At 58.4% G+C, this 22,011-nt stretch carries 21 protein-coding genes and 2 pseudogenes; 13 read left to right on the top strand and 10 right to left on the bottom strand.

Going from position 1 to position 22,011, the window contains the following annotated elements; genetic code table 11:
• Positions 1 to 73 precede the first annotated feature (73 nt).
• The 3 genes from FGL94_RS14460 to FGL94_RS14450 form a co-directional block, all read right to left on the bottom strand.
• Positions 74 to 523 carry a helix-turn-helix domain-containing protein gene (locus FGL94_RS14460; protein WP_241659198.1) on the bottom strand — a complete coding sequence of 150 codons (450 nt, stop codon included), beginning with the start codon at positions 521 to 523 and terminating at the stop codon, positions 74 to 76.
• A gap of 170 nt (positions 524 to 693) precedes the next feature.
• A complete protein-coding gene (locus tag FGL94_RS14455; protein WP_144926741.1) occupies positions 694 to 1,032 on the bottom strand; it encodes a carboxymuconolactone decarboxylase family protein in 339 nt (112 codons plus the stop codon).
• 92 nt (positions 1,033 to 1,124) lie between these two features.
• Positions 1,125 to 1,523 (bottom strand): helix-turn-helix domain-containing protein, encoded by a 399-nt coding sequence (locus tag FGL94_RS14450; protein WP_144926738.1) that lies wholly within the window; start codon positions 1,521 to 1,523, stop codon positions 1,125 to 1,127.
• 422 nt (positions 1,524 to 1,945) lie between these two features.
• Between FGL94_RS14450 and FGL94_RS14445 the strand changes: the two genes are divergently transcribed.
• The 4 genes from FGL94_RS14445 (at position 1,946) to FGL94_RS14430 (ending at position 3,323) form a co-directional block, all read left to right on the top strand.
• Positions 1,946 to 2,224 (top strand): iron-sulfur cluster assembly protein, encoded by a 279-nt coding sequence (locus tag FGL94_RS14445; protein ID WP_144926735.1) that lies wholly within the window; start codon positions 1,946 to 1,948, stop codon positions 2,222 to 2,224.
• A 113-nt stretch (positions 2,225 to 2,337) separates the two neighbouring features.
• Complete coding sequence (locus FGL94_RS18665; RefSeq protein WP_241659196.1) at positions 2,338 to 2,568, top strand: hypothetical protein; 231 nt, start codon at positions 2,338 to 2,340, stop codon at positions 2,566 to 2,568.
• Between the two features lie 36 nt (positions 2,569 to 2,604).
• Positions 2,605 to 2,976, top strand: a complete 372-nt coding sequence (locus tag FGL94_RS14435; protein WP_094530790.1) for a MarR family transcriptional regulator — start codon at positions 2,605 to 2,607, stop codon at positions 2,974 to 2,976.
• On the top strand, positions 2,973 to 3,323 hold the full coding sequence (locus FGL94_RS14430) for a type II toxin-antitoxin system PemK/MazF family toxin (RefSeq protein WP_144926730.1): 351 nt from the start codon (positions 2,973 to 2,975) through the stop codon (positions 3,321 to 3,323). The genes FGL94_RS14435 and FGL94_RS14430 overlap by 4 nt, the downstream gene beginning before the upstream one ends.
• A 1,003-nt stretch (positions 3,324 to 4,326) precedes the next feature.
• On the opposite strand, the gene FGL94_RS14425 is transcribed toward FGL94_RS14430, so the two are convergent.
• The 4 genes from FGL94_RS14425 to FGL94_RS14410 form a co-directional block, all read right to left on the bottom strand.
• Positions 4,327 to 5,337 (bottom strand): hypothetical protein, encoded by a 1,011-nt coding sequence (locus tag FGL94_RS14425; RefSeq protein ID WP_144926727.1) that lies wholly within the window; start codon positions 5,335 to 5,337, stop codon positions 4,327 to 4,329.
• 294 nt (positions 5,338 to 5,631) lie between these two features.
• Entirely contained in the window at positions 5,632 to 7,161 is a 1,530-nt protein-coding gene (locus tag FGL94_RS14420; RefSeq protein ID WP_144926724.1) for an SLC13 family permease, read from the bottom strand.
• A 470-nt stretch (positions 7,162 to 7,631) separates the two neighbouring features.
• On the bottom strand, positions 7,632 to 8,270 hold the full coding sequence (locus tag FGL94_RS14415; protein WP_144926721.1) for a phosphoribosyltransferase: 639 nt from the start codon (positions 8,268 to 8,270) through the stop codon (positions 7,632 to 7,634).
• 79 nt (positions 8,271 to 8,349) lie between these two features.
• A complete protein-coding gene (locus FGL94_RS14410; protein ID WP_345775944.1) occupies positions 8,350 to 9,132 on the bottom strand; it encodes a proteasome assembly chaperone family protein in 783 nt (260 codons plus the stop codon).
• 223 nt (positions 9,133 to 9,355) lie between these two features.
• Between FGL94_RS14410 and FGL94_RS18985 the strand changes: the two genes are divergently transcribed.
• Positions 9,356 to 9,472 (top strand): hypothetical protein, encoded by a 117-nt coding sequence (locus tag FGL94_RS18985; RefSeq protein WP_394348600.1) that lies wholly within the window; start codon positions 9,356 to 9,358, stop codon positions 9,470 to 9,472.
• Positions 9,473 to 9,848: 376 nt separating this feature from the next.
• Complete coding sequence (locus tag FGL94_RS14395) at positions 9,849 to 10,109, top strand: hypothetical protein (protein WP_144926715.1); 261 nt, start codon at positions 9,849 to 9,851, stop codon at positions 10,107 to 10,109.
• Between the two features lie 1,293 nt (positions 10,110 to 11,402).
• Here FGL94_RS14395 and FGL94_RS14390 read toward each other — a convergent pair.
• Positions 11,403 to 11,975 carry a hypothetical protein gene (locus FGL94_RS14390; RefSeq protein WP_144926712.1) on the bottom strand — a complete coding sequence of 191 codons (573 nt, stop codon included), beginning with the start codon at positions 11,973 to 11,975 and terminating at the stop codon, positions 11,403 to 11,405.
• A 300-nt stretch (positions 11,976 to 12,275) separates the two neighbouring features.
• On the opposite strand from FGL94_RS14390, the gene FGL94_RS14385 reads away from it, so the two are divergent.
• The gene (locus tag FGL94_RS14385; RefSeq protein WP_186313423.1) at positions 12,276 to 13,145 is read left to right on the top strand and encodes a CPBP family intramembrane glutamic endopeptidase; all 870 of its coding nucleotides are present in this window, start codon (positions 12,276 to 12,278) and stop codon (positions 13,143 to 13,145) included.
• Entirely contained in the window at positions 13,145 to 14,026 is an 882-nt protein-coding gene (locus FGL94_RS14380) for a DUF3267 domain-containing protein (protein WP_144926709.1), read from the top strand. Before FGL94_RS14385 ends, FGL94_RS14380 begins: the two co-directional genes overlap by 1 nt.
• Positions 14,027 to 14,050: 24 nt before the next feature.
• Here FGL94_RS14380 and FGL94_RS14375 read toward each other — a convergent pair whose 3' ends face one another.
• Both FGL94_RS14375 and FGL94_RS14370 read right to left on the bottom strand, forming a co-directional pair.
• On the bottom strand, positions 14,051 to 14,866 hold the full coding sequence (locus FGL94_RS14375; RefSeq protein ID WP_144926705.1) for a CPBP family intramembrane glutamic endopeptidase: 816 nt from the start codon (positions 14,864 to 14,866) through the stop codon (positions 14,051 to 14,053).
• Positions 14,863 to 15,846, bottom strand: a complete 984-nt coding sequence (locus tag FGL94_RS14370; RefSeq protein ID WP_144926702.1) for a DUF7544 domain-containing protein — start codon at positions 15,844 to 15,846, stop codon at positions 14,863 to 14,865. The genes FGL94_RS14375 and FGL94_RS14370 overlap by 4 nt, the downstream gene beginning before the upstream one ends.
• Before the next feature lie 97 nt (positions 15,847 to 15,943).
• Here FGL94_RS14370 and FGL94_RS14365 point away from each other — a divergent pair, with 97 nt between their 5' ends.
• The 5 genes and pseudogenes from FGL94_RS14365 to FGL94_RS14345 all read left to right on the top strand — a co-directional run bounded on the left by FGL94_RS14365 (position 15,944) and on the right by FGL94_RS14345 (position 21,991).
• Positions 15,944 to 16,372 carry a universal stress protein gene (locus tag FGL94_RS14365; protein ID WP_144926699.1) on the top strand — a complete coding sequence of 143 codons (429 nt, stop codon included), beginning with the start codon at positions 15,944 to 15,946 and terminating at the stop codon, positions 16,370 to 16,372.
• A gap of 132 nt (positions 16,373 to 16,504) precedes the next feature.
• A complete protein-coding gene (locus tag FGL94_RS14360; protein ID WP_144926696.1) occupies positions 16,505 to 18,685 on the top strand; it encodes a heavy metal translocating P-type ATPase in 2,181 nt (726 codons plus the stop codon).
• 170 nt (positions 18,686 to 18,855) lie between these two features.
• Entirely contained in the window at positions 18,856 to 19,374 is a 519-nt protein-coding gene (locus FGL94_RS14355; RefSeq protein ID WP_241659195.1) for an exodeoxyribonuclease VII large subunit, read from the top strand.
• Positions 19,311 to 20,496: pseudogene (locus FGL94_RS14350) on the top strand (ATP-binding protein); the annotation flags it as partial. The gene FGL94_RS14355 and the pseudogene FGL94_RS14350, both read left to right, overlap by 64 nt.
• A 5-nt stretch (positions 20,497 to 20,501) precedes the next feature.
• Positions 20,502 to 21,991, top strand: a pseudogene (locus FGL94_RS14345) (primase-associated protein).
• Positions 21,992 to 22,011: the final 20 nt, after the last annotated feature.

Below are 22,011 nucleotides of genomic sequence, written 5' to 3'. Positions count from 1 at the left end.
GCAGACAGAATACCTCCTTGGTATTTCACACGTCTTATCTCCTCACGTCGATGACTCTCGAGAGCCGAACGGCTTACCTGAAGGCGGCGAGCGCGAGTTTTGGCTCGGCCGGGCTCAGCCGCTGCGACATCGCCGACTTCGTGATGTCCAGGTCCGCAGCGAGTTCACCGACTCTCGTCTCCCGCGGCGTCTCGTAGTAGCCCGACGAGACCGCCATCGCGGCCGTCTCCCGTTCGGTCTCGGTCAGCGTGGAGAGGTCGGGGGTGATGCGGTTCGACCGATCGCCGTCGGCGGAGTCGATCCGGGTGAGACGGCGCAACGAGAGGTCGTCCGTCTCCTCTCTGAGATCGTCTAACAGCGCGGAGAGGCGGTCCCGGTCCGGGAGAAACGCCTGAATGACAACAGCCTCCTCGGTGACCTCTGTGATCTTCGGTATGCAGTCGTAGTCGAAGCAAATCGGGCACGAACACTCAGAAGTGATCTCGGTTTTCGAGTGACGGATCTCGGCGTCAGCCGAGCCCATTTCCGTCTCGTCGTCGTGATCGCGCGCCGTTTCCGTGTGACACTCTCCGTCGGAAGACTGTCGGCCGATCCGGTCGGCGTCTCAGCCGTAGACCTCGACGGGACAGGCGATCGCACCGGACGCAGACAGTCTTAACTCGACGTAGAGGCGGCGGGGTCTCTTCCGTGCCGTCACTCTCTCCGTTCGACGATGTCGTCGATCCACGTCAGCGCTGCCACCGCTTTCGGAAACCCGATCGTCGGTACGGCCAGCAGGGCGACGTGCCGCAGCGCCTCGGGATCGACACCCTCCTCGAGCGCTCGCCGGACGTGCGAGTGGACGGCCCCCTCCGACCCGGCGCCGGCCGCCAGCGCCAGTTTGACGAGTCGTTTCTCCTCGCCCTCGATCGGGCCGGCTTCCGAACAGGCTTTGCCCAAAGCGGCGTACTCGTCCCACACCTCGGGGAATTCGGCCGCGAGATCCCCCGCCGTTGACGGGAGTTCGTCGGTGTCTTCGACAGCATCGGACATACACACACCTCCGGAGAGTGGACGTAAAAATCGAACCGAGCGTTTTCACGACGTGGTGATACCGTCCCGATCGGTTCGGCCGATTCAACCGGTCATTCCCTCCGACCACACGCAATCGTCGAATCCAGCGGCTCTTCGCGAGCTATCTCCTCCACTACCCGCCGAACCATTGTCGCCTCAGCTCCGTGAAGGCGTTGTGAAACCGCGGATTTGGACACATCAAACTCAGTCGAGAGGTCCGTGAGTGTCGCCTCCCGCGGTTCGGCGTAGTACCCGGCTTCCACTGCCCGAAGCAACGTCTGACGCTGTACCTCGGTCAACTCCTCAGGATCGATCGAGACCGTCGACTGACCCTCGTCACGGACGTCACGGACCCGTACCCCGTCGACGTCGAGATCCGCAATAGACCCTAACACGGCCGCGACGTCGACACCCGGATCGGTCTCTATCAAGACCGTGTACCCGCCGTCGCCCGCGTCGTTCGTGACCATGGGTAAATCTATGCTATTACAATAGACCGAACAGAGCAAACTAGATCCGGTGAATTATGTGGGTCATTAAATATTCTTATAGAATCTTGCGGGCCGTCGGTTTCCCGAACATGACGCTCGCGCCGCGCGGTGTCTGCTCGCAGGACACACTCACGTCGCCCGGTACGGCTGTGTAGCATCAGCATTTGGTGATGGAATTTAAATACCTGTAATATACGGGAGGATATCTTGGGTGATCGAGTTATAATTGGTCAATATGTGTCGAGACCATGGCGGCTGCCGGACGTTGGCAGACCCGAAGCTCGGCTTCGAGTTTGAGACGCTCCACGACGGCGTCGCTCGTCGAAAGCGACGCCCACGAGACCAGTCGACGCTCGCGAACCACAACTGTCCGCCTCTCAGTCTAACCGCGTGATCTAATAATGGAGGCCCTTCATAACGCGCTCACCCGAGTCGAGGATCCGGTCCTTGACGACGACATCGTCTCGCTTGGCCTCGTCGGCGACATCGAAATCGACGGAGATACCGCCCACCGTCTCCGACGGCGACTCGGAACCGGCGCAGGCCTTCCGAGAGCTCGCCGAACGGACGATGGACCAGGTCGGCCGGAAGCGCCGACGCTCGCACGCCGACGGTACCGCCGAAATCGATCTGAACCAATAGGCTACGAGGGCACTCTCGGGACCGCGAGCGCCGGATAGCACCCTTCTCGAATCGATATCGGAACCGAACTCGACCGCAAATAGCGTGACTCACGCCAATAACGTTACTTCAATGAATTACTTCCTACAAGATAGTAACGAGCGTAGTTTATATGCCGCTGGTAGCTGAAGAACACACGCAATCGGCTTCCCGACGGTCGGTCCTCGCGGCGCTCGCCGCCGGGAGCCTCGCGGTCGTCGTCGACGATCACCTCGGAGCGCAGTTCGAGTCCGAAACGGGAACCGCCTGTCACCCAGAGCACTACGGCACAAACGCGATGACACGGATGGTTGAGGACGTCCGGAAGTATCCCCTTCAGCATTTTCGCCGCTTTCACACCTAACTCTCATTACGGTTGACACCGTATTTCTGCTCAACGATGTCCATCGACCGAGATACCTTCGAGAAGACGAGCGAGGACGAACTCGAGGAACTTTCCGTCCCGGATCAGGTCCTCGGATTTCTCGCCGCCAACGATGATCGCGCGTTCAAGGCCCGCGAAATCGCCTCTCAGATCGGTCTCGATGAGGGCGCGGTCAGCACTGCGCTCTCGAGACTGAAGGACCGCGATCTCGTCGAACACAAAGCGACGTACTGGGCGATAACCGACGACACAGAGCGACTCGACGGCTACAGCGGGTACGAACGAGCGACCGCCCTGTTCAACCAGCGACTCGGTACTGAGGACAAGGAGTCTTGGCGCGAACACGCACCCGAGGAACCGCATCCGAGCGTCGAGGACGAACAGTGACCGACGTAGAGCGACCGATTTTCGAACGTGGCGACGTCGTCTACGGAGATGATCCGTTCAAAGGCGAGGAAGATGCTCGGCCCTGGCTCATTCTCTCGAATCATGAAGGCCGTCCGTACCACGGCGAGCAGTATATCGCGCTCACGTTGACGTCGAAATCCTGGATGGACGGCCTGATCGACATTCCTGGTGAGAGTTGGCTTCGTGGTGGGATCCCGGATGAGAGTCGGATTGTCCCGTGGGGAGTCCAATCAATCGACCACGAGGATATCGACTTCTGGCAAGGTCGCCTTGACAGCGATCTCGTCGACGAGGCGGTTGCTACGCTCGTCGAAGAACTACACTAGTGGAGACCCGTTGAAATTCTATTTATTCGACGGTCTTCTACTGAAATCGCCGTTAGGTAGCTATGCTTATTGAACAAGAGTTTTAAGCAATTGACAGGAAATGAATATATGAAAAGTTCGGGCGAATCAGATAAACGAGTTATCTTGGCCACCGTAGCTATGATCATCGCCGGAGGAGGCATGCTAGTGATGATTATTCAGGGTGATGGAGGTACTCCGGCAGTTATCGCTGCAGTCTGTTTTTTTGGGAGTGCAGTATTAGGAGTATTTCAGTTGATCTTCCGGCATCCGTGATCGTGAGCGGTATGGCGTTTTCCCTGTACTGAGCGATTGAGAGTGTGAAAATATTAACTGCTGAAGATTCCAACAGAGCCCCTACTATCAATATGCCTGATTTCCCGCGAACTTTCTAGATGAAAAACTTATACAACCAGTGAACTATCAATATGTATGGATTCGCGGTTAGAATCGTTTCTTCTCGGGAAGTCGTTGAAACTATCGCTTCGGTATCTTGGGTACTCGGTCATTCTTATGACCTTGTTCTTCGGTCAACTCTATTTGACTGGGGATTTCGAGATGGGAAATTCATCTAGTTTACTTATGAGTCCACTTGGAGTCACAGTATCAGCGGTTATTCTGGCAGGGATACATACATATCGAAACGACGGAATATTAGTGGGTATTGCTGTCGCCGTCATCATCATGAGCGGCTATACACTGTACAGTGTCATCTCTTTTAATCAGCCTCAACCCGACTATGGACTTTTGACCGGCGTGGGGACAGCGATCGTGTATGGTACACCAACAGGGATTACAACATCCGCTATTGTGTATGTGTTACGACGATTTGTCCCAAGCCTCTCACCTACAGCATCTAAGAAAAAATAGGAATATAAGATATTTCTCCGCTATGTGAACTCTGAGTATCGTTCTGTAGTTCAGCTGTACTAAGCAAATAGGTGCTCAAATAGATTACTTGTGGAGGACTTCAACAGAGCCAGCGTTAATCACCTGTTCCGACCAAACGCGTATACGGAAAGCACGAAAACAACACCGCGCCGAGCGTGTCGTATGCGAGATCTTCGAGTGTGTCACTGAGGTATTGTTCGAAGCTCCAGCGGATGTAGAACTCGCGATAGACGTATTCGTATACCTCAAACATTGCTCCGATGGTGAACACGAGCGCTGGAAGTAAAAGGAACAGTCGCCTCGTGTTACCGAACGCTGAAGGTCGTAGAAGATAGATAATACCGGCGACACCGAATCCGGATAGGGTGTGGGTCATCACGTCCCAAAACCAGTAGCGCGTATAGATCCGCCACGCGAGGCCGAGAAAGTGAAATACTGTGACAGTAACCGATAGAAGTGCGATTGCAATCCATGTAAGTCGCCACTCAGGTCCATGTGCAATCCCGGAAAACGCCCATCCAAGCAGTGGTCCGTTGTCGGGGTCTTGAGATTGGCTGGCAATCGTTTCAGATGGTTCCCCGAGAACTCCGGTGCTTACGGCAACGACCGACAGCGTTGCCCCGAAGATGATCGCTGCCCCGACGGCAACCATGACCCCGCTGTGACCGGGAGTATAGACGATCATGAGTGAACCAACCGTCCATAACGGAATGAGCAATACGAGAGCCAGCCACCCATCGTACCATCGGCGATCAGAAACCGTGTTTAACAGGCCTAGGAGGACGAGTATCCCGACCAGCACGACTTCGACTGCAACTCCGTATGGGACCATTCCCAACACCAAGAGTCCACCAGTTGCGCCCCACTGCAAGCGACGGTTATTTCGCCAAGCACCGACCGACGCAAGACCCGCAAGCAGCGGAACGGCGACGACGAAGACCAACAACGCGGTCGGAGCGAGTGGATCTACAGGGGACCGATTCGTCACTGTCGTCGCTCCAAACACGAGTGCCGCAGCCAGCAACACAGCCATGGGAGTGGCCAGCAGTGCCGGAAGTGCTCCGAACCGCCGACGAAGACGGCTCTGCGAGTGGCCCTCAAACATATTTCAATACATATTGGACATATCACAAAAATTGACCTCATTCATTAGCGGTAGAGCGAGTGGATTCTCAGAGTTATCAATTCATGAACAATTTCACTAGACGGCGTGGGCCTATGATAACGTTTTCGCGGCCGATGGGTCGAAGTGAGTTAACAGTTTGAAAATGAGGTGGTTCTCCGTTGGACCTCGCGAAAGAACACATTCAATTGAGTTGCTGAACCCCAGACTGTGTAGACGCGGTTTCGTGAGTACTCCTCCGTCACAGCTCTTGATTAGTGTCATTCAGTATTGTCTCTATCCCGCGGTTGCGAAGGCAATTGGCAGCCACAGGTACGTGAGTACGATGATTGCGATAATGCCGAGCAGGTTCAACCACAGGCCGATGCGCGACATCTGGGGAATCGTTACGTAGCCGCTGCCGAAAACGACCGCGTTGGGCGGTGTCGCTACCGGGAGCATAAACGCCATTGAGGCCGCGAGCGCTGCGGTCGCCATCAGCATAAGCGGCGACTCGCCGAGGGTTATCCCGAGGCTGATCATAATCGGCATAAAAACCGTCGCTGTCGCCGTGTTTGAGGTGACTTCCGTGAGGAATACCACGACTATGGCGATCACAAGAACGAGCACGACCAGTGGAACTCCCGCAACGTCGGCGAAACCTTCCGCGATGACGGTGTCCAGTCCACTCTCTCGAAACGCGTTTGCCAGTGAAAACCCTCCCCCGAGGAGTAGGAGCACGCCCCACGGCAAACGGGTCACATCGCTCCAGTCGAGCAGAAACTCACGAGCTTCGTAGTCAACGGGAACGACGAACAGGAGTACTCCGCCAACGATGGCAACGACTGTATCTGTGATTGCTGGGAACAGCGGTTGGAGGACGAATGGCCGGAGGAGCCATCCCGCTGCGACGAGCGTGAAGACCGCTAACATTCGTCGTTCGCCGCGAGAGATGCCCCCGAGTTCTTCACGTTGTGTTCGAATGACGTCTTCAGCACCTTGTTCGATCGGAATCTCCGGTCGGAGGAGTTTCACCAGCAACAGCCACGCGACGAACAGGAACACGATAGAAAGCGGCCCTGCGAACACGAGCCAGTCGAGGAAGCTGATCTGCACGTCCAGACGGGACTCTGCCACGCCTGCGAAGACGGCGTTCGGAGGGCTCCCGATCAGGGTCGCCACGCCGCCGATCGATGCACTATACGCAATTCCGAGCATTAATGCGAACCCAAAGCCGGTCGCAGGACGTTCAACCGGCTCCCCGCGAACTCCGACGAGGAGGTCATCTTCTTCGTCTCCCTCTGTCGATTTTCGGTCGTGCTCATCAACGGTCCCGACCGAAACGATAACGGCGATCCCAATCGGTACCATCAACATCGCTGTCGCTGAATTCGAGATCCACATTGAGAGGAACGCCGTCGCTGTCATGAACCCAAGTAGGAGGCGGTCGGCTCGAACGCCGACGAGGCTCACAACGGTGAGTGCGATCCGTCTGTGGAGATCCCAGCGTTCGATTCCGAGTGCAAGGAGGAATCCACCCAGGAGAAGGAAGACAACTGGGTCGGCATACGGTGCCGTCGCTCCTGTGGCACTAACCACACCTGTTATCGGGAAGAGAACGATTGGAAGGAGGCTCGTCGCGGGAATCGGGATCGCTTCAGTTACCCACCAGGCGGCGATCCAGAGAGTGCTTGCGAGCGCTGCATTTGCGGACGAGGGAATATCGAACGGTGAAAACAGGAGACTGCCAGTGAACAGTACCGGCCCCAGAACCAATCCGATCTGTTGTCGGGTGACGAGATCAGAGAACCGATTTCGAGTGACCATCGCTAGGGCTGGATCAGTTTACGACGGGGGTGTAAATGAGTATACGGTGTGTGTCAGTGAATCTGTGTGAGAACGGTTGTAATCCACACGGTGATCTCATTGCTCTACGCTCTCTCGTGTACTATCTGTATTCTCCCTCTGCTAACAGCCGGTTGACGAACACGCCGAACGTCTCTCACGGACCTGACGCAGCTGCAGGTGAAAGCGCATCTGAAGAGAAGGGGTTCGATTAGGTACGGGCTACCGGTCATTTCTCGGCCTCGTGCACGTCCGATATGTTACTCGCGTTGGATAGACCCGGCGAACGAGCCACACTGGAAAGATGAGGAGGTATGTTTCTACTGGATGCTTAGGAAAACATTAAATCACCGTGAGCGAAGAATTTTCGTCAGAGTGTTTTCAACAGCTGTGAACCGCTCCTCTTGGAAAGTATAACTGGTTCTCGTGACCGTTATTCCTCTGTTCGACGGTCAACCATCTCGCACGCTGCTGTTCAGATAGCCTCTTGCTTGCTCGTCCGAGACCTGATCGAACGACTCGTAGAATTGCCCGACAGCACTGAAGTACGGCGGAGTTTCAACGCAGATCACCTCGTCGGCCTCCGTCCGCAGCTGTTCGATCGAATGGGGCGGTCCGACTGGGACGGCCAGGATGACGCGTTCGGCGCCCGCGTTCTTGATCTGTCTAATACATGCGGTAGTGGTTGCGCCTGTCGCGACGCCGTCATCGACGACGAGCACAGTTTTTCCCTCGTACTCAAGCGGCGATCGATCCCCGCGATAACGTTCGATCCCCTCTGATACGGATCGGCGCTGGACTTCGATCTGCTCTTCGAGGTACGGATCGTCGACCGCTAACTCGGCGATCAGGAACTCGTTCAGCCAGACTGTGCCGTCAGCTGCGACAGCACCAACAGCGAGTTCCGGATTTTGCGGCGCTCCAATCTTTCGTGCCGACACGATATCTAACGGTACTCGGAGACGGTCTGCGATCACCCGTCCAACGGGGAGTCCTCCGCGTGGGATCGCTACGACGAGATCTGCATCAATATCGTGATCGTCGAGAAAGTCTGCGAGCTGCCGTCCGGCGTCGGTTCGGTTTTTGAACATGTGACGTCGTCCTCCTGAACGCCTCGACGGAGTTATCTGGGGGATTCGTTGAGCTGTTCGACGGTCGTTTTCCGAGTTCTCACATGAACATCCGATCTTCAGGATAATCCCGAGACGCGAGTGACTGCTCGCCTCCCCCGAGAGACTCCATCCGCTGGGTCAACTCCTGATAGTACTGCTTCAGTTCCTCCGAGCGCGCTCGCAACTCTTCTTCGTCAACAGTGAATTCGTATATCTCCTGAATGGTATCCAGTAGCAAGAGTGAGGCGTCAATATCTGGCCCCGGCGGGTGGGTCGGGGTGATGTAGACACCGACAGACGGTGTGTCTCGGTCAAGTGCTTGTGCCAAAATTTCTCCAACGACACCGTCGAGGAAGCCGCCTTCGAGCGGTTGAATATCGGTCTCGGCTAACCGCCGTTCTCGGTACTGAGGTGTAGCAACGTGAAATACCGTGTGCTCCTCCGGTCCGTGCGGGAAGGGGACGCCGTGGAGGACTGCGAGTTCCGTGACGTCTGCGGACGACACCCACTCCATGAGAGCGTTAGTAAAGGAGTGAGCGGCCCACACCGGAACGAACAGCTCGCCGAGCAGTACCGACAGATCCGTGCCCTCGAGGTTGTAGAGCCGCGTGGGGTGTCGTGGCTCCCCGTTTTGAAACGGCGTTATGGCCGGAAAATTGTGAGCCGATATGTGCCCGATCTGCTCTGAATCGACGTGCCTGACGAGGTAGTCGGCCGCCGTCACTCCCGCCATCCCCAAGTGAGAAGTCCCAACGAGTAGGGTCTTCCCGGATGGCTGATCGGACGGGACCCGCAGTTCAAATGTGGATCTGGAGTCATATCGTCGTCCTACAGCGAGCACACTCCAGCTCTCCGATGAGATACTTACAGGCGATCATTCCACCCATCCCAGGTATGTGAACGCGGGGATGAGTGTCTCTGACGGTTGATCATCGGTTTCGATGGTCAGACTGATATCCTCTGCCATACGGGACGCTCAGTATCCAACAACAAAAGCTTCGGTTCCGACAACCTATGATCCGAGACGGGTCCCACCACTCTGATAACCGGCATTTAAGCCCTTAATGGACGCATCTCGGACTATGATTACGGCTCGCTGGTCCTCCGGGCTCGGGTTTATTCTCGCGACGGTCGGGGCGGCAGTCGGCCTCGGGAACATCTGGCGATTCTCCGCGCAATGACTCTGGCAATCACGGCGTACCTCGGGTTGACGCTGCTTTGGGATCTCGTTCCTAATGCGGTTCACTTACTGGTCACTGGCGACATGCCCGGTGGAGTCGTTCCCGGATGGTTCCTGTTCTCACAGGGTCTCAGCCCCACGGGGGCGTACAACGGACTCGTCTAGCGGCTGTTGTTCGGCGGGGGAACTGCCGTGGAAGCACGGATCGGGGGATCGACCCCTAGCTATCTCGATCCAGCGGTATTTCTCGGAATACTGTTTGCGTGGGCTGTCGTCCCCCTCTTCGTCGGGTATTTCAGATTCCGCCAAGCCGATCTGAGCTAACACCGCAGGAAGTTACCCTTTATATTATAGGCTTATCTCCATACAGGACTATCATGTCGTCACCGCCGTTCATCGACCAAGAATCAGGGGAGCTAGACATTTCGCAAATTCAAGCAGAGGTATTCCGACTCTCCGGGCTCATCATCTTATTCGGTGGAGTAGCGCTTCTCGTATTTTTGATCACGCTGCTGATCGCTGGGAACTCTCTGCTCGCTGGATTTCTCACCGTGGTCTCGCAGTTTATTCTGGCAGTCGGCACCGGTATCGTGTTGATGTACGTTATTGCGCGAGCTATACAGCTTGCTGACATGTGATATCGACGCCAGACATTCGAACCTCGGTCGGTGTGATGTCGGCGACAGCAAATCGGTTTGTGATGTTATCTCTCTGTATATTACTCACACTCTTCGTTATTTATATGATCATGTGGAACATGTCGCCGCAAAATTATGAGCGAAACACCAAGTCGGACAATCGGCAATACACGTATTGAGCTGTCCAGTCCTTGGGTGTTCTTCGCTGTGACATTCACAATCACGTGGGGGTTCTGGGTACCAGCTATCGTGTTCGACCTCGCATTCGATAATGTTCTTGGCCTCGCGTTACTGTTGCTGGGTCTCCTTGGCCCCGGGCTCTCTGGAGTTGTGTTTATGAAACTCCGGCTCTGTTGAAATCCTCAGAAATTGATATATTCTGACCCGGTTGCGGTCAATACAGGTTCCCTACTGACTACATCCTTCGAACGCCGAATCGGACGGCATATCCCTGAATCGTCCGTCCGTCCCAACACGAACAGTCACCGAATAACAGTCTCCGCCCTTCGTTGGATACGTTCTCGATATCGAATCTTCCCCTCCATCGAGCGTCGCGGAAACCGTGTATTTTCGGAGTTCAGTCGGCAGCCCATCGTCAGTAGTAATAACGGGCTGTTCTTCGCTCGACGGAGGTATCTCCTTGCTCGTGTCGTGGAGCGTCTCACCTGAAGACTGAACTTGCACTCGAACTGTATGGCCCCTGTCGTCCATATTCAAGAGAACGATTTCACCGATACGCGTTCGAGATTGCTGGAAGGGAGAGGCACACCCTGCGATAGCGAGTAAGCCGGGACTCAAACCGGTGAGGAAAGTACGACGAGAGGGGGACACACCTATGCGAACAGTTGTGATATTGTAAACACTTCTGATGTGGGACAGAGCTTGGAACTATCGATAGATACGCAGGTCTCATCGACCGACTGTTTCAGGTGATAATCTGTCTGAAGAATAGGATTTCAACAGAGCCGAATATTCGAATGTTAGATCGGCGACGGCCTCAGCGGGAAGCCCGATATTGTCGAACATCTCTCTGACGGCGTCTCGATACTCCTCCTCAGGAATCTCCTCGTTCACAGGGAGCCCAATCCGAGTATAGAGTCCGCCGAGGCGATCTAATTTGAGAGTATAGGTCCGATCACCGTCTTTTTGCCGTATCTCCGCACTTTGAACGATATAATCGACAGCTGCGATCCGGCGATCGTCGCGGAAAGAGGTCTCAGTATACCAGCCGTCACCACCCGTCGGGGAGCCCGTGGCCTCGGTTCGTTCCGTGGCGGCGTACTCGTAGACTGCCTAGAAATCCACAGCCGCAGAGATGTCCACACTCGGAATATCGGTTCCCTCCGCCGCCTGTTCTCGGAGATCAGCTGCGCTCTCACGGGCGTTAGACTCGGGAATCTCGAATGCGAGTGTGAGCTGTTCCACGAACCACGTTTCCGGTGGAATCGAATCGATAGGGAACTCCTCGGCGACGGTAGCCTCGTCGAACAGCGAGACGGACGGTGTCTCACCCGTCAGTCCGACTTCGAGAAAGACGTGGTCAGTGTGAAACAGGGAGAATCCAAACACGCGATACCCGGCGCCAAATCGGGTTTCGAGCTCCGAGAGTCCTTCGGGAGCGAGCCCACGTGGCTCTCTAGCCCCGACGTAGAACGGCTCCTCGACCGTGTAGCCGGTCTCGCGAGCGGCGGCGAGGACAGCGTCATAATCGACATCTATCTGGAGACTATCCGACCAGTACGATGCTTCATCGGCTCCAAACAGTGAGCATCCAGCTAACGACGTCGTGACTGCAGTTCCCGCTATCGTCATCGCCGATCGTCGCGTTATATCTCTCGACTGGGTCCCTTTTCCGTCCGGTGCCATACTGCCACTACAGAAAGAAACCTAATAAATTTGAATTTTAGCCGAGTCGATCCAGTTACCGATCAGACTTGAAATAACATATCAACCCTCCCTCTGGCACACATATCGTCAGATCTCAGTCCACAGGTACGACTGAAAATTGCGCTAACGGAGAATTGGCGGTATAATCCCTTCAATATCGGGTCGTAACGTACCTCTCGTCGAATTAATCTTCATTCATTTCAAAAATAGTACCCCGAATAATTTGATAAATGTTAAATTCACGATGGCTTTATCTGGTTAGTCTAGGATAACACCGCCATGGCGGACAGTCAGACTTCGTGGATCGATACTCATCCAGTCGCAGCGTTCTTCGTGGGTGCATACGCTTTCACGTGGATCATCTCAGCTCCGGCCGCTTTCATGGAAGAGAGCTGGGCACCGTGGATACTCATCTACCTCGGTAGCTTCGGCCCGCCGGTGAGTGCCGCGGTAGTGACATGGCTGCGAGGAGACGATGTCCGAACGTGGGCCCGCCAGATCGTCCGGTGGAACGTCGGCTGGCCGTGGTGGGTGGCCGCCTTCGGGATCCCGATCGGAATCGTGGCGGTCACTACTACCATTCTCGCGACCATCGGCGGCCCAGTTGATCTCAACCAACCCTTACAGTCACCTGTTCTGATCGCCATCGTTTTTATATTCGGACTCACAGTCAGCGGCGGGTTAAACGAAGAACCGGGGTGGCGAGGATTCGCGCAGCCCCACCTGAATGAGCGATATAGTGCCTTGACAGCGAGTCTCATTATTGGTGTGGTCTGGGCGGGTTGGCATCTCCCGTACTTCCTCATCCCCATCACTCCTCATTCCGATTTCACGCTTGCCAATCAGATCGGATGGTTCGCTAGTATTGTCCTCCTGTCGGTCGTTCTCGCGTGTGCCTACAACAACACGGGTAGCGTGCTTATTGTGATGGTTCTCCACGCAATGGTGAACACCGCTGATATCCTGCTACCGTTGGCCCCAGATGTGCTCATCGTCGATGGCGTCATCGACGAGACCGCCGTCGCAACGGTCACGGCAACTCAAGTTCTGGTCACGCTGCTCGTCGTTCTCGCCATCGTCGGGTACTTCGGTCGAGAATCACTCGCACACGGGGATATCCCGGGGGTAGCCTACCTCAGAGGGGAATAATGCCTCCAGAGGCTACCGACGAACTACTGGCGGAGTTCGGCGTTTCGCGCCAGCTCGTGCTTCAGTGGACCGTTGTGAGTACCTTCGGCGTGCTCGTCTCGCTCGTTGGCTTTCTGCTCGTGTACTACCTCGCGACGGGTGACGCCGGCGTCACCGAGTTCGGCTTCGACGCGGCCGCCGGCTGGTGGAACCTCGGTCTCACCTTCCTGTTCGCCGTTGGCTCGATGCTGCTCGTGATCGTTCTTCACGAACTCTGTCACGGGGCGGCGATCCGCGCGTTCGGTGGGACGGCACGGTACGGGCTCGGTGTCGTCTACGCCGTCTTTCCGTACGCGTTCGCAACGACCGACACCCGGTTTACTCGCAACCAGTTTCTCGTCGTTGCACTCGCACCGCTGGTCCTGTTGACTCTCCTCGGTGTCCCTGCGATGGTCCTGTTCGAGTGGCCGTGGCTCGCCGTCCCGCTGGCGTTGAACGCCGGTGGCGCGGTCGGCGACGTTTGGATGGCGCTGACGCTGTTGAGCTATCCAGCCGGCGTCTCCGTCATCGACAGCGAAACGGGCCTCGAAGTGTACGGACCACCCGGGCTCGAAGGCTGGGAGACCGCTCCGGCAACCGTCGTGTGGGACCTCGTCGTCGGAACCGCCGGTGGCGTGTTGGCGCTCTCCGTCGCGATCGGGGTCGTCGTCCCGCTCGCGTTAGCGGCGATCGGCGTCGATTCACTGACGGTCGGGATCCCCGACACGCTGCTGTTCGTGTTCGGCTTCCGTCGGCCGCCGGACGGTGGCGTCGAATTCTCGATGGGCTCCGGCGTGTTTCTCGTCGGGGCCGTAGTCGGCATCGTCTACGCGTACGCCCGGGCCCGGCGACGGTCCGCGTGAGCTATTGAGTCCCACTAACTCCGCCTAGAACAGTAGCATCGCGACCACGGACACTCCGACGAGAACGACGTGAAATGCGGCGTGGGCGACCATTGCCGTCTCCAGCGACCGACGCCAGAACAGCCAGCCGAGCGCCACGCCGACGATCGTGTTCAACAGGACGGTTCGGACGACCAGTGCGGGCGTGAGATCGAACGTCGACGCGAGCGCGGGTAGGTGACCAACGCCGAACGCGACCGCACTGGCGAGGATCGCGACCCACAGTCCCGCCGCGGGCGGCTCCTCCATCCGTCCACCGACCCGGTTTCGAACCCACCAGAGGACGAACGCGATCGGAGCCATGACGCCCCACCGGAGGAGGATCTCCTCCGTGATCCCGCCGTAGAGGAGTCGCATCGGAATCGACGCGAGCAGATCCTCGAGCGCCGCCGCATCCCCGGCGGGGTTGACTGATTCGAGTTCCGTAAACGGGGTGAACGCGACGTCGACGACGGTGACCAGACCGAACAGTACCGCACCCAACCCGACCGCGAGCGGCAGTGATCGTCGAAACGCGTCCCAGTCTGGACTGCCGCCGGACGCCCACGCAAAGACGTGTGAGTGTAGCCCCGTCCGGGGAGCCGTCGCCGCACCGAGAGTCACAAACACGGCGAGGAGTATCGTCGAGTTCGCAGCCGCGATCAGCACGAGCGTCGGATACGACAGGACCGCCAGTTCGGGGATCGCTCGGAGAGACGGTACGGAGTAGATCGCAAGCGCGGCGACGCCGATCATCCCGAGGACGTACAGCGCGACTGCGCCACGGGCGGCGGAACCCCACCCCGATGATCCGTTGTTCATACCTCTCCTCTTGATGGTTGATGGTCGGATAGGACGTCGAACGACCCCTCAATATCACCGAGTACAAGCAGCGCGTAGTACCGGAGATACGTCACGACGGGGACCTGCGCGAGCGTCCCGACAACGAGCATCGACAGCCCGAACAGGAGTGCGAGTGCGACGAGAACGACGAACCCAACTGTCGACGACAACGAGACGGTCACGTGCGCGATCGCGGCCATAATGAGAATGGGGATGAGAAGCACGATTGCGACGATGCCGACCACGATCGAGGCGATGATTCCGGCCGCGACCGTCAACAAGAACGAGATCACGACGTATGCTAGATACTGTTTCCACGTGATCTTGATCGATCCCCAGAGGCGACGCCACGCCGCGAGGACGCCTGAGTCTGCCTGAATCATGAGCGGTACGACGAATACGGTCGTGAGCCCCGACACCAACGCGTACAGGACGCCGATAAGCAACACCACTGGGGTCCCAACGAGGAACGCCGTGGCCGGGATTGTGAGATCGCGTCCGGTCAGGATCGGGACAACGAGCAGTGCAAGCCAACCGACGAACAGCACGATCATCGGGAGCCCGATCGCGATCCGGAACCCGAACAGGCGGAGCCCCTGCCGCCAGCGCTGGCGCCAATAGCGTCGGAGCGACACCTCGCCCGTGCGGAGCGACTCGATCAGTACGAACTCCATAATCGCGCCAATCAACGCGAATAGCCCTCCGAGAAGGAGTCCGGCGGCGACAAGTGCGACGACGAGGGGCACCACGTCGACCGGGAGGCTGAACGGGAGATCACCGGTAGAGACGTCCCCCGGCGGCGTTGACGTGTTGAACTGAGCCGTCGGAAAGCTCACGCCGCCCCCGACGAAGAACACGACAAGCGCGAGCTTCAGCCAGCGGTGTACGGTAATCGGTGTCAGAAACTCTCGGGTGACACCAAACGCTTCTTCAACGTTTTCGACTGCGTGGAGGGCCATGGCTGGTGATACTCAAACTGAATAGTTAGCCCTTCTGGTGGTGGGCGTGATGTTCTGAGCGGTACACTCTTTTTAGTTCACCTCAAATTCTGTTCGAATGCCTGACAACGTTCTCATCGCCTTCGACGGTTCACCGCTTTCAGAGCGTGCGCTTACGTACGCTATCGAGAACTTCGCGGAGGCAACCCTCACCACGATATACGTCATCAATCCGATTGACTCGATTATCGACGTGGAGGCCGGCGGCTTACCAGTCGCTGAAGACTGGTACGATAATGCCCGAGATCGCGCAACCAGAATCCACACGACGGCCACGGATCTCGCTGGAGAACACAATATCGAACTCAATACTGTCACAGAAGTTGGTAGGCCCGCACGGGGGATCCTCGAATATGCCGACGACCACGGGATAGATCAGATTGTAATGGGAAGCCACGGCCGCTCAGGCATCGATCGTACGCTCCTCGGCAGCGTTGCCGAGACTGTCACCCGCCGAGCACGGATCCCGGTGACGATCATCGGATGATTCGATCTGAACGAAAGGATCGCATCTCAGGGGTTTCTGAGTGGCCGAGAAACCAAGCTCACCTACCGTCGAAGGAATACTCACTGGCATACCTAAAACGTCAAATCCCGGTACACTATTGGTATAGAAAACGTGGCTGTTTCTGAATCTCTCCCGCTTTCAACGTGTACCGTCCGCATCGAACGACGGGGTGGCCGTGGCGAAGCGGGTGCTCGGGCACTCGAACGACACCTCCAGGGTCTCTCCGGCATCCACGACGTGGCTGTCTCCTTCCGAACGGGGAGCGCTACGATCACCTATGATGAAGCAATCACATCCGAGGAAGCGATTCGAGATGCTGTCCGCGACCGGAACGTCTCGATCCGAGACGGCTCTGAGACGGACACGGACGACGTGAGCACGCGTTCGGAACTCAGACGGGAAGCGATGTTCGTCGGGCTGACGCTGCTCGGGATGGTGATCGGTCTGGTGACGGGATGGCTCGCCGGCCCGTCACTCCTCAGGTGGACCGGCTACGGCGTCGCATATGTCTTCGGTGGTTGGTACGGGCTCAGAGGTGCGATCGAGACGCTCCGCCACCGTGCAGTCGATATCGACCTCCTGATGATCGTCGCGGCGCTCGGTGCGCTCTCGATCGGTGCGCCGTTCGAGGGCGCGATGCTCCTCTTCCTGTTCTCGCTGTCGAACACGCTCCAACACTACGCGATCGGGCGCTCGCGCCGGGCGATCAAGTCTCTCATCGAGATGCGACCGGACGAAGCCCAAGTGCTCCGCAACGGAGAGGAAATCACAGTTCCCATCGCCGACGTCGCTGTCGGCGACGTGTTCGTCGTCCGCCCCGGCGACCGAATCCCCCTCGATGGAATCGTCACGTCGGGTGAGGGAACGGTCGATCAGGCCTCGCTCACCGGCGAGTCCGTCCCGGTGCCGAAAGAGTCCGGTGACGAGGTGTTCGGCGGGACGATCAACGAGAGCGGGAGCCTTGAGATCGAGGTCACGCGGCAGGCCCACGAATCGGCGATCAGCCGTCTCATCAATATGGTCGAAAACGCGCAAAGTGAGAAGGCGCCGACACAACGGCTCATCGATCGCCTCGAACAGCCGTACGTCCTCGGCGTGTTCGCGCTCACGATCGCAGCGATTGCAATCCCGCTCGGGTTCGGGGGCGAGTTCACCAGTACGTTCTACCGCGCGATGACCCTGATGGTCGCTGCCTCCCCGTGTGCGGTCATCATCTCCACACCGGCGGCGGTGCTGTCGGCGATCGCCTCCGGTGGGAGGCAGGGCGTCCTGTTCAAGGGCGGCGAACACGTCGAGACGGCTGCGAACATCGACGCGGTCGCGTTCGACAAGACGGGCACGCTCACGCGGGGCGAAACACAGCTGACGGACGTGTTCGTCCGGGACGGCCTCGCGGACGAGTCGCTGACTGCCGACGAGTTGCTCTCGCTCGCGGCCGCCGTGCAGGCCCGCTCGGAGCACCATCTCGCTCGTGCGACTGTAACGGAAGCGGAAGATCGCGGACTCAACGTTCCCGATGGGCGACGGTTTCAGTCGGAGGCCGGGAAAGGCGTCTGCGCCGAGGTCGAAGACGGGACCATCCATATCGGGAATCGGAGTTACGTCGAGACTGTGCTCGAAGACGTAGTGATCGAGGGGCTCGAACCGGGTCTCGACCGGCTCCAGTCCCTGGAGGCGGAGGGGAAGACGAGCGTCCTCGTCGTACGCGAGCACGGCGACGATGTCACGGTACTGGGGTGGCTGGCGTTCACCGATACGGTCCGCCCTGGGGCTGCAGAGATGATCGAGGACCTCCGGTCGCTCGGCGTGGAACACATCGTCATGCTGACCGGCGACAACGAACGCGTCGCACAGCAGATCGCCGACGAAGTCGGTATCGACGAGGTGCAGGCGGAACTACTGCCGGAAGAGAAGGTCGCAACTATCGAAGAGCTGGTCGAGCGACACGAGAACGTGGCGATGGTGGGTGACGGCGTGAACGACGCACCGGCACTGGCGACGGCGACGCTCGGCATCGCCATGGGTGGCGCCGGGACCGATGTCGCCCTCGAGACGGCTGATGTCGTGTTGATGGGTGACGATATCGGGAAGATTCCGTACGTGCTTGAACTCGGCCGTAGGACGCGTCAGACGCTGAAAATCAATCTCGCAATCGCATTCGGTGCGATCGGACTGATGGTTAGCACGATTCTGTTGCGTGGAATCCCTCTGCCGCTGGCGGTGGTCGGTCACGAGGGATCGACGGTCCTCGTTTCCCTGAATGGCCTTCGATTACTCGGCTTCCGAGAATAGGTGTGGAAGCTAGTCATACTTTCTCGACGGTGAACGGCGAGCCGTCGCTGAGAACGGCCTGTACGCGGCGGTGCCAAGCGTCAGCGAAGGTCGTCCGCTGCCGGTCGCTCGCCGACCCGTCACTCGAACGTAGCTTTTTGAGGTTCCTATTCAGAAGTTATGAAACGAAGATGTCGGACGCACCGGATACCGAACGGCAAGCGGTCGAACCCGACGCGAAAGAGGTCCTGAGAGTGTCCCAGCTGAACGACTGGATTGCGTCGGTTATCCAAGACACGCCTGCCCTCAACGGCGTCCGCTGTATCGGCGAGGTCACGGATCTCCATCAGAACAGTACGGCGCTCTACTTCACGCTCACCGACGGCGACGCCGACCTTCCCTGTATGATCTGGGCGAACCGCTATCGGAAGATGGATGCTGCCCTCGAGGACGGAACCGAGGTCATCCTCGAAGGCGATATCGACTACTGGACTGAGGGCGGGAAAATCGATCTCAAGCCGTGGGAGGTGATCGTCGTCGGCGACGGCGACCAAGCGGCCGCGGTCGAGCGACTGCGCAGCGGACTCGAAGAGCGTGGCTGGTTCGATGACGAGCAGAAACAGCGCCCGCAGGCGTTCCCGGAACGGGTCGGAACCGCGAGGACGCGATTCAGGACAAGGTCGACCACTTCCACGACATCCTCCGGATGATTATGGGCGCGAGCAGTACGGCCAAGCATTCGTCGCGAACGAGATTCTGAGCTGCCTCATCAAGGCGCTGTTCGACGAGGAGTACGGGAGCGACGTGTTCGGGCTGGACGACCTCTTCGCCGCCGCGCTCCGGATGCAGCGCGACCAGACGATTCCCCCGGTCTCTGCGGACAACCAGAACATCGAGGAATCGCTGACGCGCCACTTCGCGAAGGACAACCACCAGTTCCAGGTGTCGATGGACGCCGTCGGGACCGCCTCGACAAGCTCAAAGAGGACGCGCATCTCCGGCGGATCTTCAGCCACGTCCCCGAACAGAACGACGCCGGCGAGTACGTCGACAACCGCTTCGACTTCCGCGAGTTCCTCGATGAAGACGCCACCATCATCTTCGACCTCGGCGACCTGCGGCCGGAGGCCCAGCGAGCGATCACACTCCTACTGTTGAGCAACCTCTGGGACGCCGTGCAGGTGCGCCGACGCGACGGCCAGACCGACTACGAGAAGCTCACGAACCTCATCATCGAAGAGTCGGCGCCGGTCGCGTCGACGAAGCTCGTCTCCGAGCAGCTACTGCCGCAGGGCCGGTCGTTCGGCCTGAGTATGGGGCTCGTGGTGCAGTTCCCCGAACAGGTGCGGAACCGGAACGAGCGGGCCTACGTCGAGGTGCTGAACAACATCAAGACGAAGCTCATCGGCAACATCTCGATCGAGCGCGATCTCGCGGAGTCGCTTGCCCACGAGGACCTCAGCCCGACCGAACTCCGTAACCGAATCAACACGCTCCCAAGTGGGGAGTGGATCGCCCAACTCCCGAGCTCGTCGTTCGGCGAGACTGGGCCGCCGCCGTTTTCGCTGAAGCCGCTCCCGATTGCGCCGGGGCATCCAGAAAGCGACCAGCCGCTCACAGAGCCCCAGGAAGACCATTTCGAGTCCGTGTCCCGGCCACGGATGGTCGAGCGGACACAGGCTCAGTACGGGCTGACAGAGCCGACTGAGTCGACCACTTCCCCAGAGGAGACTGGCTGGGGGAGTTCGGGGGCTGAGACGATGGGCTCGGCTGCCGACGGCGACTCAGGAACGGACCCGACGCAATCCGCGTTCATCAGCGAATCGACGACGAGGACATGGCGTATCGAGTTGCGGCACTCCCGCTGGAGTACGGTGAGACCCGCATCAACCAGCTGTTTACGCGTGGTTACAACCGATACGTCGTCGACGGCAAGGACCAACCCGAGGACTCGTGAACGATGTCGAGCGGTTCGGGACGGCAGCGTTCAAAGAGCAGGTTCGTGCCGACGCCGCCGAGGAGCCGTTCGTCGACGAGCCGGGGACGCTCGCCGTGCTCGCGACCCTAAGTGCGATCTGTGTGAAAGAACACCCGAAGTTCGAGCACGCGTCACCCCGGAACATCCAGGTGCTCTACGACATCCGAGAGCTGTACGTCAACAATCTCGCCTCCCTAATCCGCGCCCACGGCGATGGGTCGCTCCAACAGGACATCGCCGACGTGCTGTACAGCAAGGAGCCCGGCGAGGATGGCCCCCACCCGGGTCGGGTCTGTACGGGCATCACAGAGATGTCGGAGTTCGGGGATGGCCTCTACCTCGAAATCCCGATGGCAGCGGCGTCACGCAAATGTCTCGTTCGAGAGGACGAGGCGTCGACGGGGAGTGACGACGACGGAGAGATACTGACGCGGGTGAAAGACAACAAGCTGTACGTCCCGGTCGGTGATTTCGACAGCAAGTATCGAGACTACGCAGAGCGGGCGTTCAAGAAGCTCCTCCGGGTGCAAGAAGACGGGCTCTCGGGGGACCAGGTGACGTGGCTGACCACGAACGAGTCGGAGATCACGGAGCGGATCGATCGCTTCCTCGAGACCGGCCATCACGAGCGCATCTGGCGGGACTGGGACCGTGGAGAACGGACGATTCGCGTCCTCCGGCGGGCCCTTAGTGATGCGCCCGACGACGTCGCACAAAAGGCCGAGTTCCACACGGAGAAAGAGCTCTATCGAGCGGTCGAGGCGTACGAGACCGAGGACAACTGGGAATCCTCTGTGACGGATTGGATCTCGAGTCCGAGCAGTCTCGCGAAGACGCTGGCCGACCACGAGTCCCACTCGGCAGTCACGATCGACCGCGACGGGCGCGTCAATACGTACCGAATCGGGCGAGCTGGAACCGGCGCCGAACAGATCGAGGTGCGAGAGATCGAAGACCTCTTCGAACTCCCCTGTATGGCGAATATGGAGGAGCGGCTCCACGATAAGAAGCCGGTGCGAAAGGACCTCTACAACTTCGCGCGGATGGTGATGTGGCTCCCGCAGTACCAAGACAGCAGTCTCGACGAGATCGTCGCGGACCTCAAGGACGTCTTCTCCCGGTGGCCGTGGTATGACGAGCAGGAAACCGAGTATCAGGTCCGCTACGAGTTCTCGAACACCATCGACGGCGACACGCCGTTGCCGATGAACTGCGACAATGACGATCTACAGCGCTACTGCATCGGCCAGGACCAGTGTCCCTACTCGATCTGGGGCAGTCTCCCGTTCCCGGATGAGATGTACGAGCAGGCTGAGGAGGAATCAGCTGGTCCCACTGAGCAATTCTGAATCATAACTACCCCGAATCT

The organism is Halorubrum salsamenti, assembly GCF_007671685.1.
Classification (GTDB): Archaea; Halobacteriota; Halobacteria; order Halobacteriales; family Haloferacaceae; genus Halorubrum; species Halorubrum salsamenti.
The sequence above is the reverse complement of the archived record's forward strand: the minus strand, read 5'-3'. Positions and strand labels throughout refer to the sequence as shown.

Coding starts and splice junctions, on each gene's coding strand:
- FGL94_RS14445 (WP_144926735.1), top strand. CDS start 1,946: ATGGAGGCCCTTCATAACGCGCTCACCCGAGTCGAGGATCCGGTCCTT.
- FGL94_RS14380 (WP_144926709.1), top strand. CDS start 13,145: ATGCCTCCAGAGGCTACCGACGAACTACTGGCGGAGTTCGGCGTTTCG.
- FGL94_RS14455 (WP_144926741.1), bottom strand. CDS start 1,032: ATGTCCGATGCTGTCGAAGACACCGACGAACTCCCGTCAACGGCGGGG.
- FGL94_RS14450 (WP_144926738.1), bottom strand. CDS start 1,523: ATGGTCACGAACGACGCGGGCGACGGCGGGTACACGGTCTTGATAGAG.
- FGL94_RS14365 (WP_144926699.1), top strand. CDS start 15,944: ATGCCTGACAACGTTCTCATCGCCTTCGACGGTTCACCGCTTTCAGAG.
- FGL94_RS18985 (WP_394348600.1), top strand. CDS start 9,356: ATGGACGCATCTCGGACTATGATTACGGCTCGCTGGTCCTCCGGGCTC.
- FGL94_RS14390 (WP_144926712.1), bottom strand. CDS start 11,975: ATGGCACCGGACGGAAAAGGGACCCAGTCGAGAGATATAACGCGACGA.
- FGL94_RS14425 (WP_144926727.1), bottom strand. CDS start 5,337: ATGTTTGAGGGCCACTCGCAGAGCCGTCTTCGTCGGCGGTTCGGAGCA.
- FGL94_RS14460 (WP_241659198.1), bottom strand. CDS start 523: ATGGGCTCGGCTGACGCCGAGATCCGTCACTCGAAAACCGAGATCACT.
- FGL94_RS14375 (WP_144926705.1), bottom strand. CDS start 14,866: ATGAACAACGGATCATCGGGGTGGGGTTCCGCCGCCCGTGGCGCAGTC.
- FGL94_RS18665 (WP_241659196.1), top strand. CDS start 2,338: ATGCCGCTGGTAGCTGAAGAACACACGCAATCGGCTTCCCGACGGTCG.
- FGL94_RS14415 (WP_144926721.1), bottom strand. CDS start 8,270: ATGTTCAAAAACCGAACCGACGCCGGACGGCAGCTCGCAGACTTTCTC.
- FGL94_RS14385 (WP_186313423.1), top strand. CDS start 12,276: ATGGCGGACAGTCAGACTTCGTGGATCGATACTCATCCAGTCGCAGCG.
- FGL94_RS14420 (WP_144926724.1), bottom strand. CDS start 7,161: ATGGTCACTCGAAATCGGTTCTCTGATCTCGTCACCCGACAACAGATC.
- FGL94_RS14435 (WP_094530790.1), top strand. CDS start 2,605: ATGTCCATCGACCGAGATACCTTCGAGAAGACGAGCGAGGACGAACTC.
- FGL94_RS14395 (WP_144926715.1), top strand. CDS start 9,849: ATGTCGTCACCGCCGTTCATCGACCAAGAATCAGGGGAGCTAGACATT.
- FGL94_RS14355 (WP_241659195.1), top strand. CDS start 18,856: ATGTCGGACGCACCGGATACCGAACGGCAAGCGGTCGAACCCGACGCG.
- FGL94_RS14370 (WP_144926702.1), bottom strand. CDS start 15,846: ATGGCCCTCCACGCAGTCGAAAACGTTGAAGAAGCGTTTGGTGTCACC.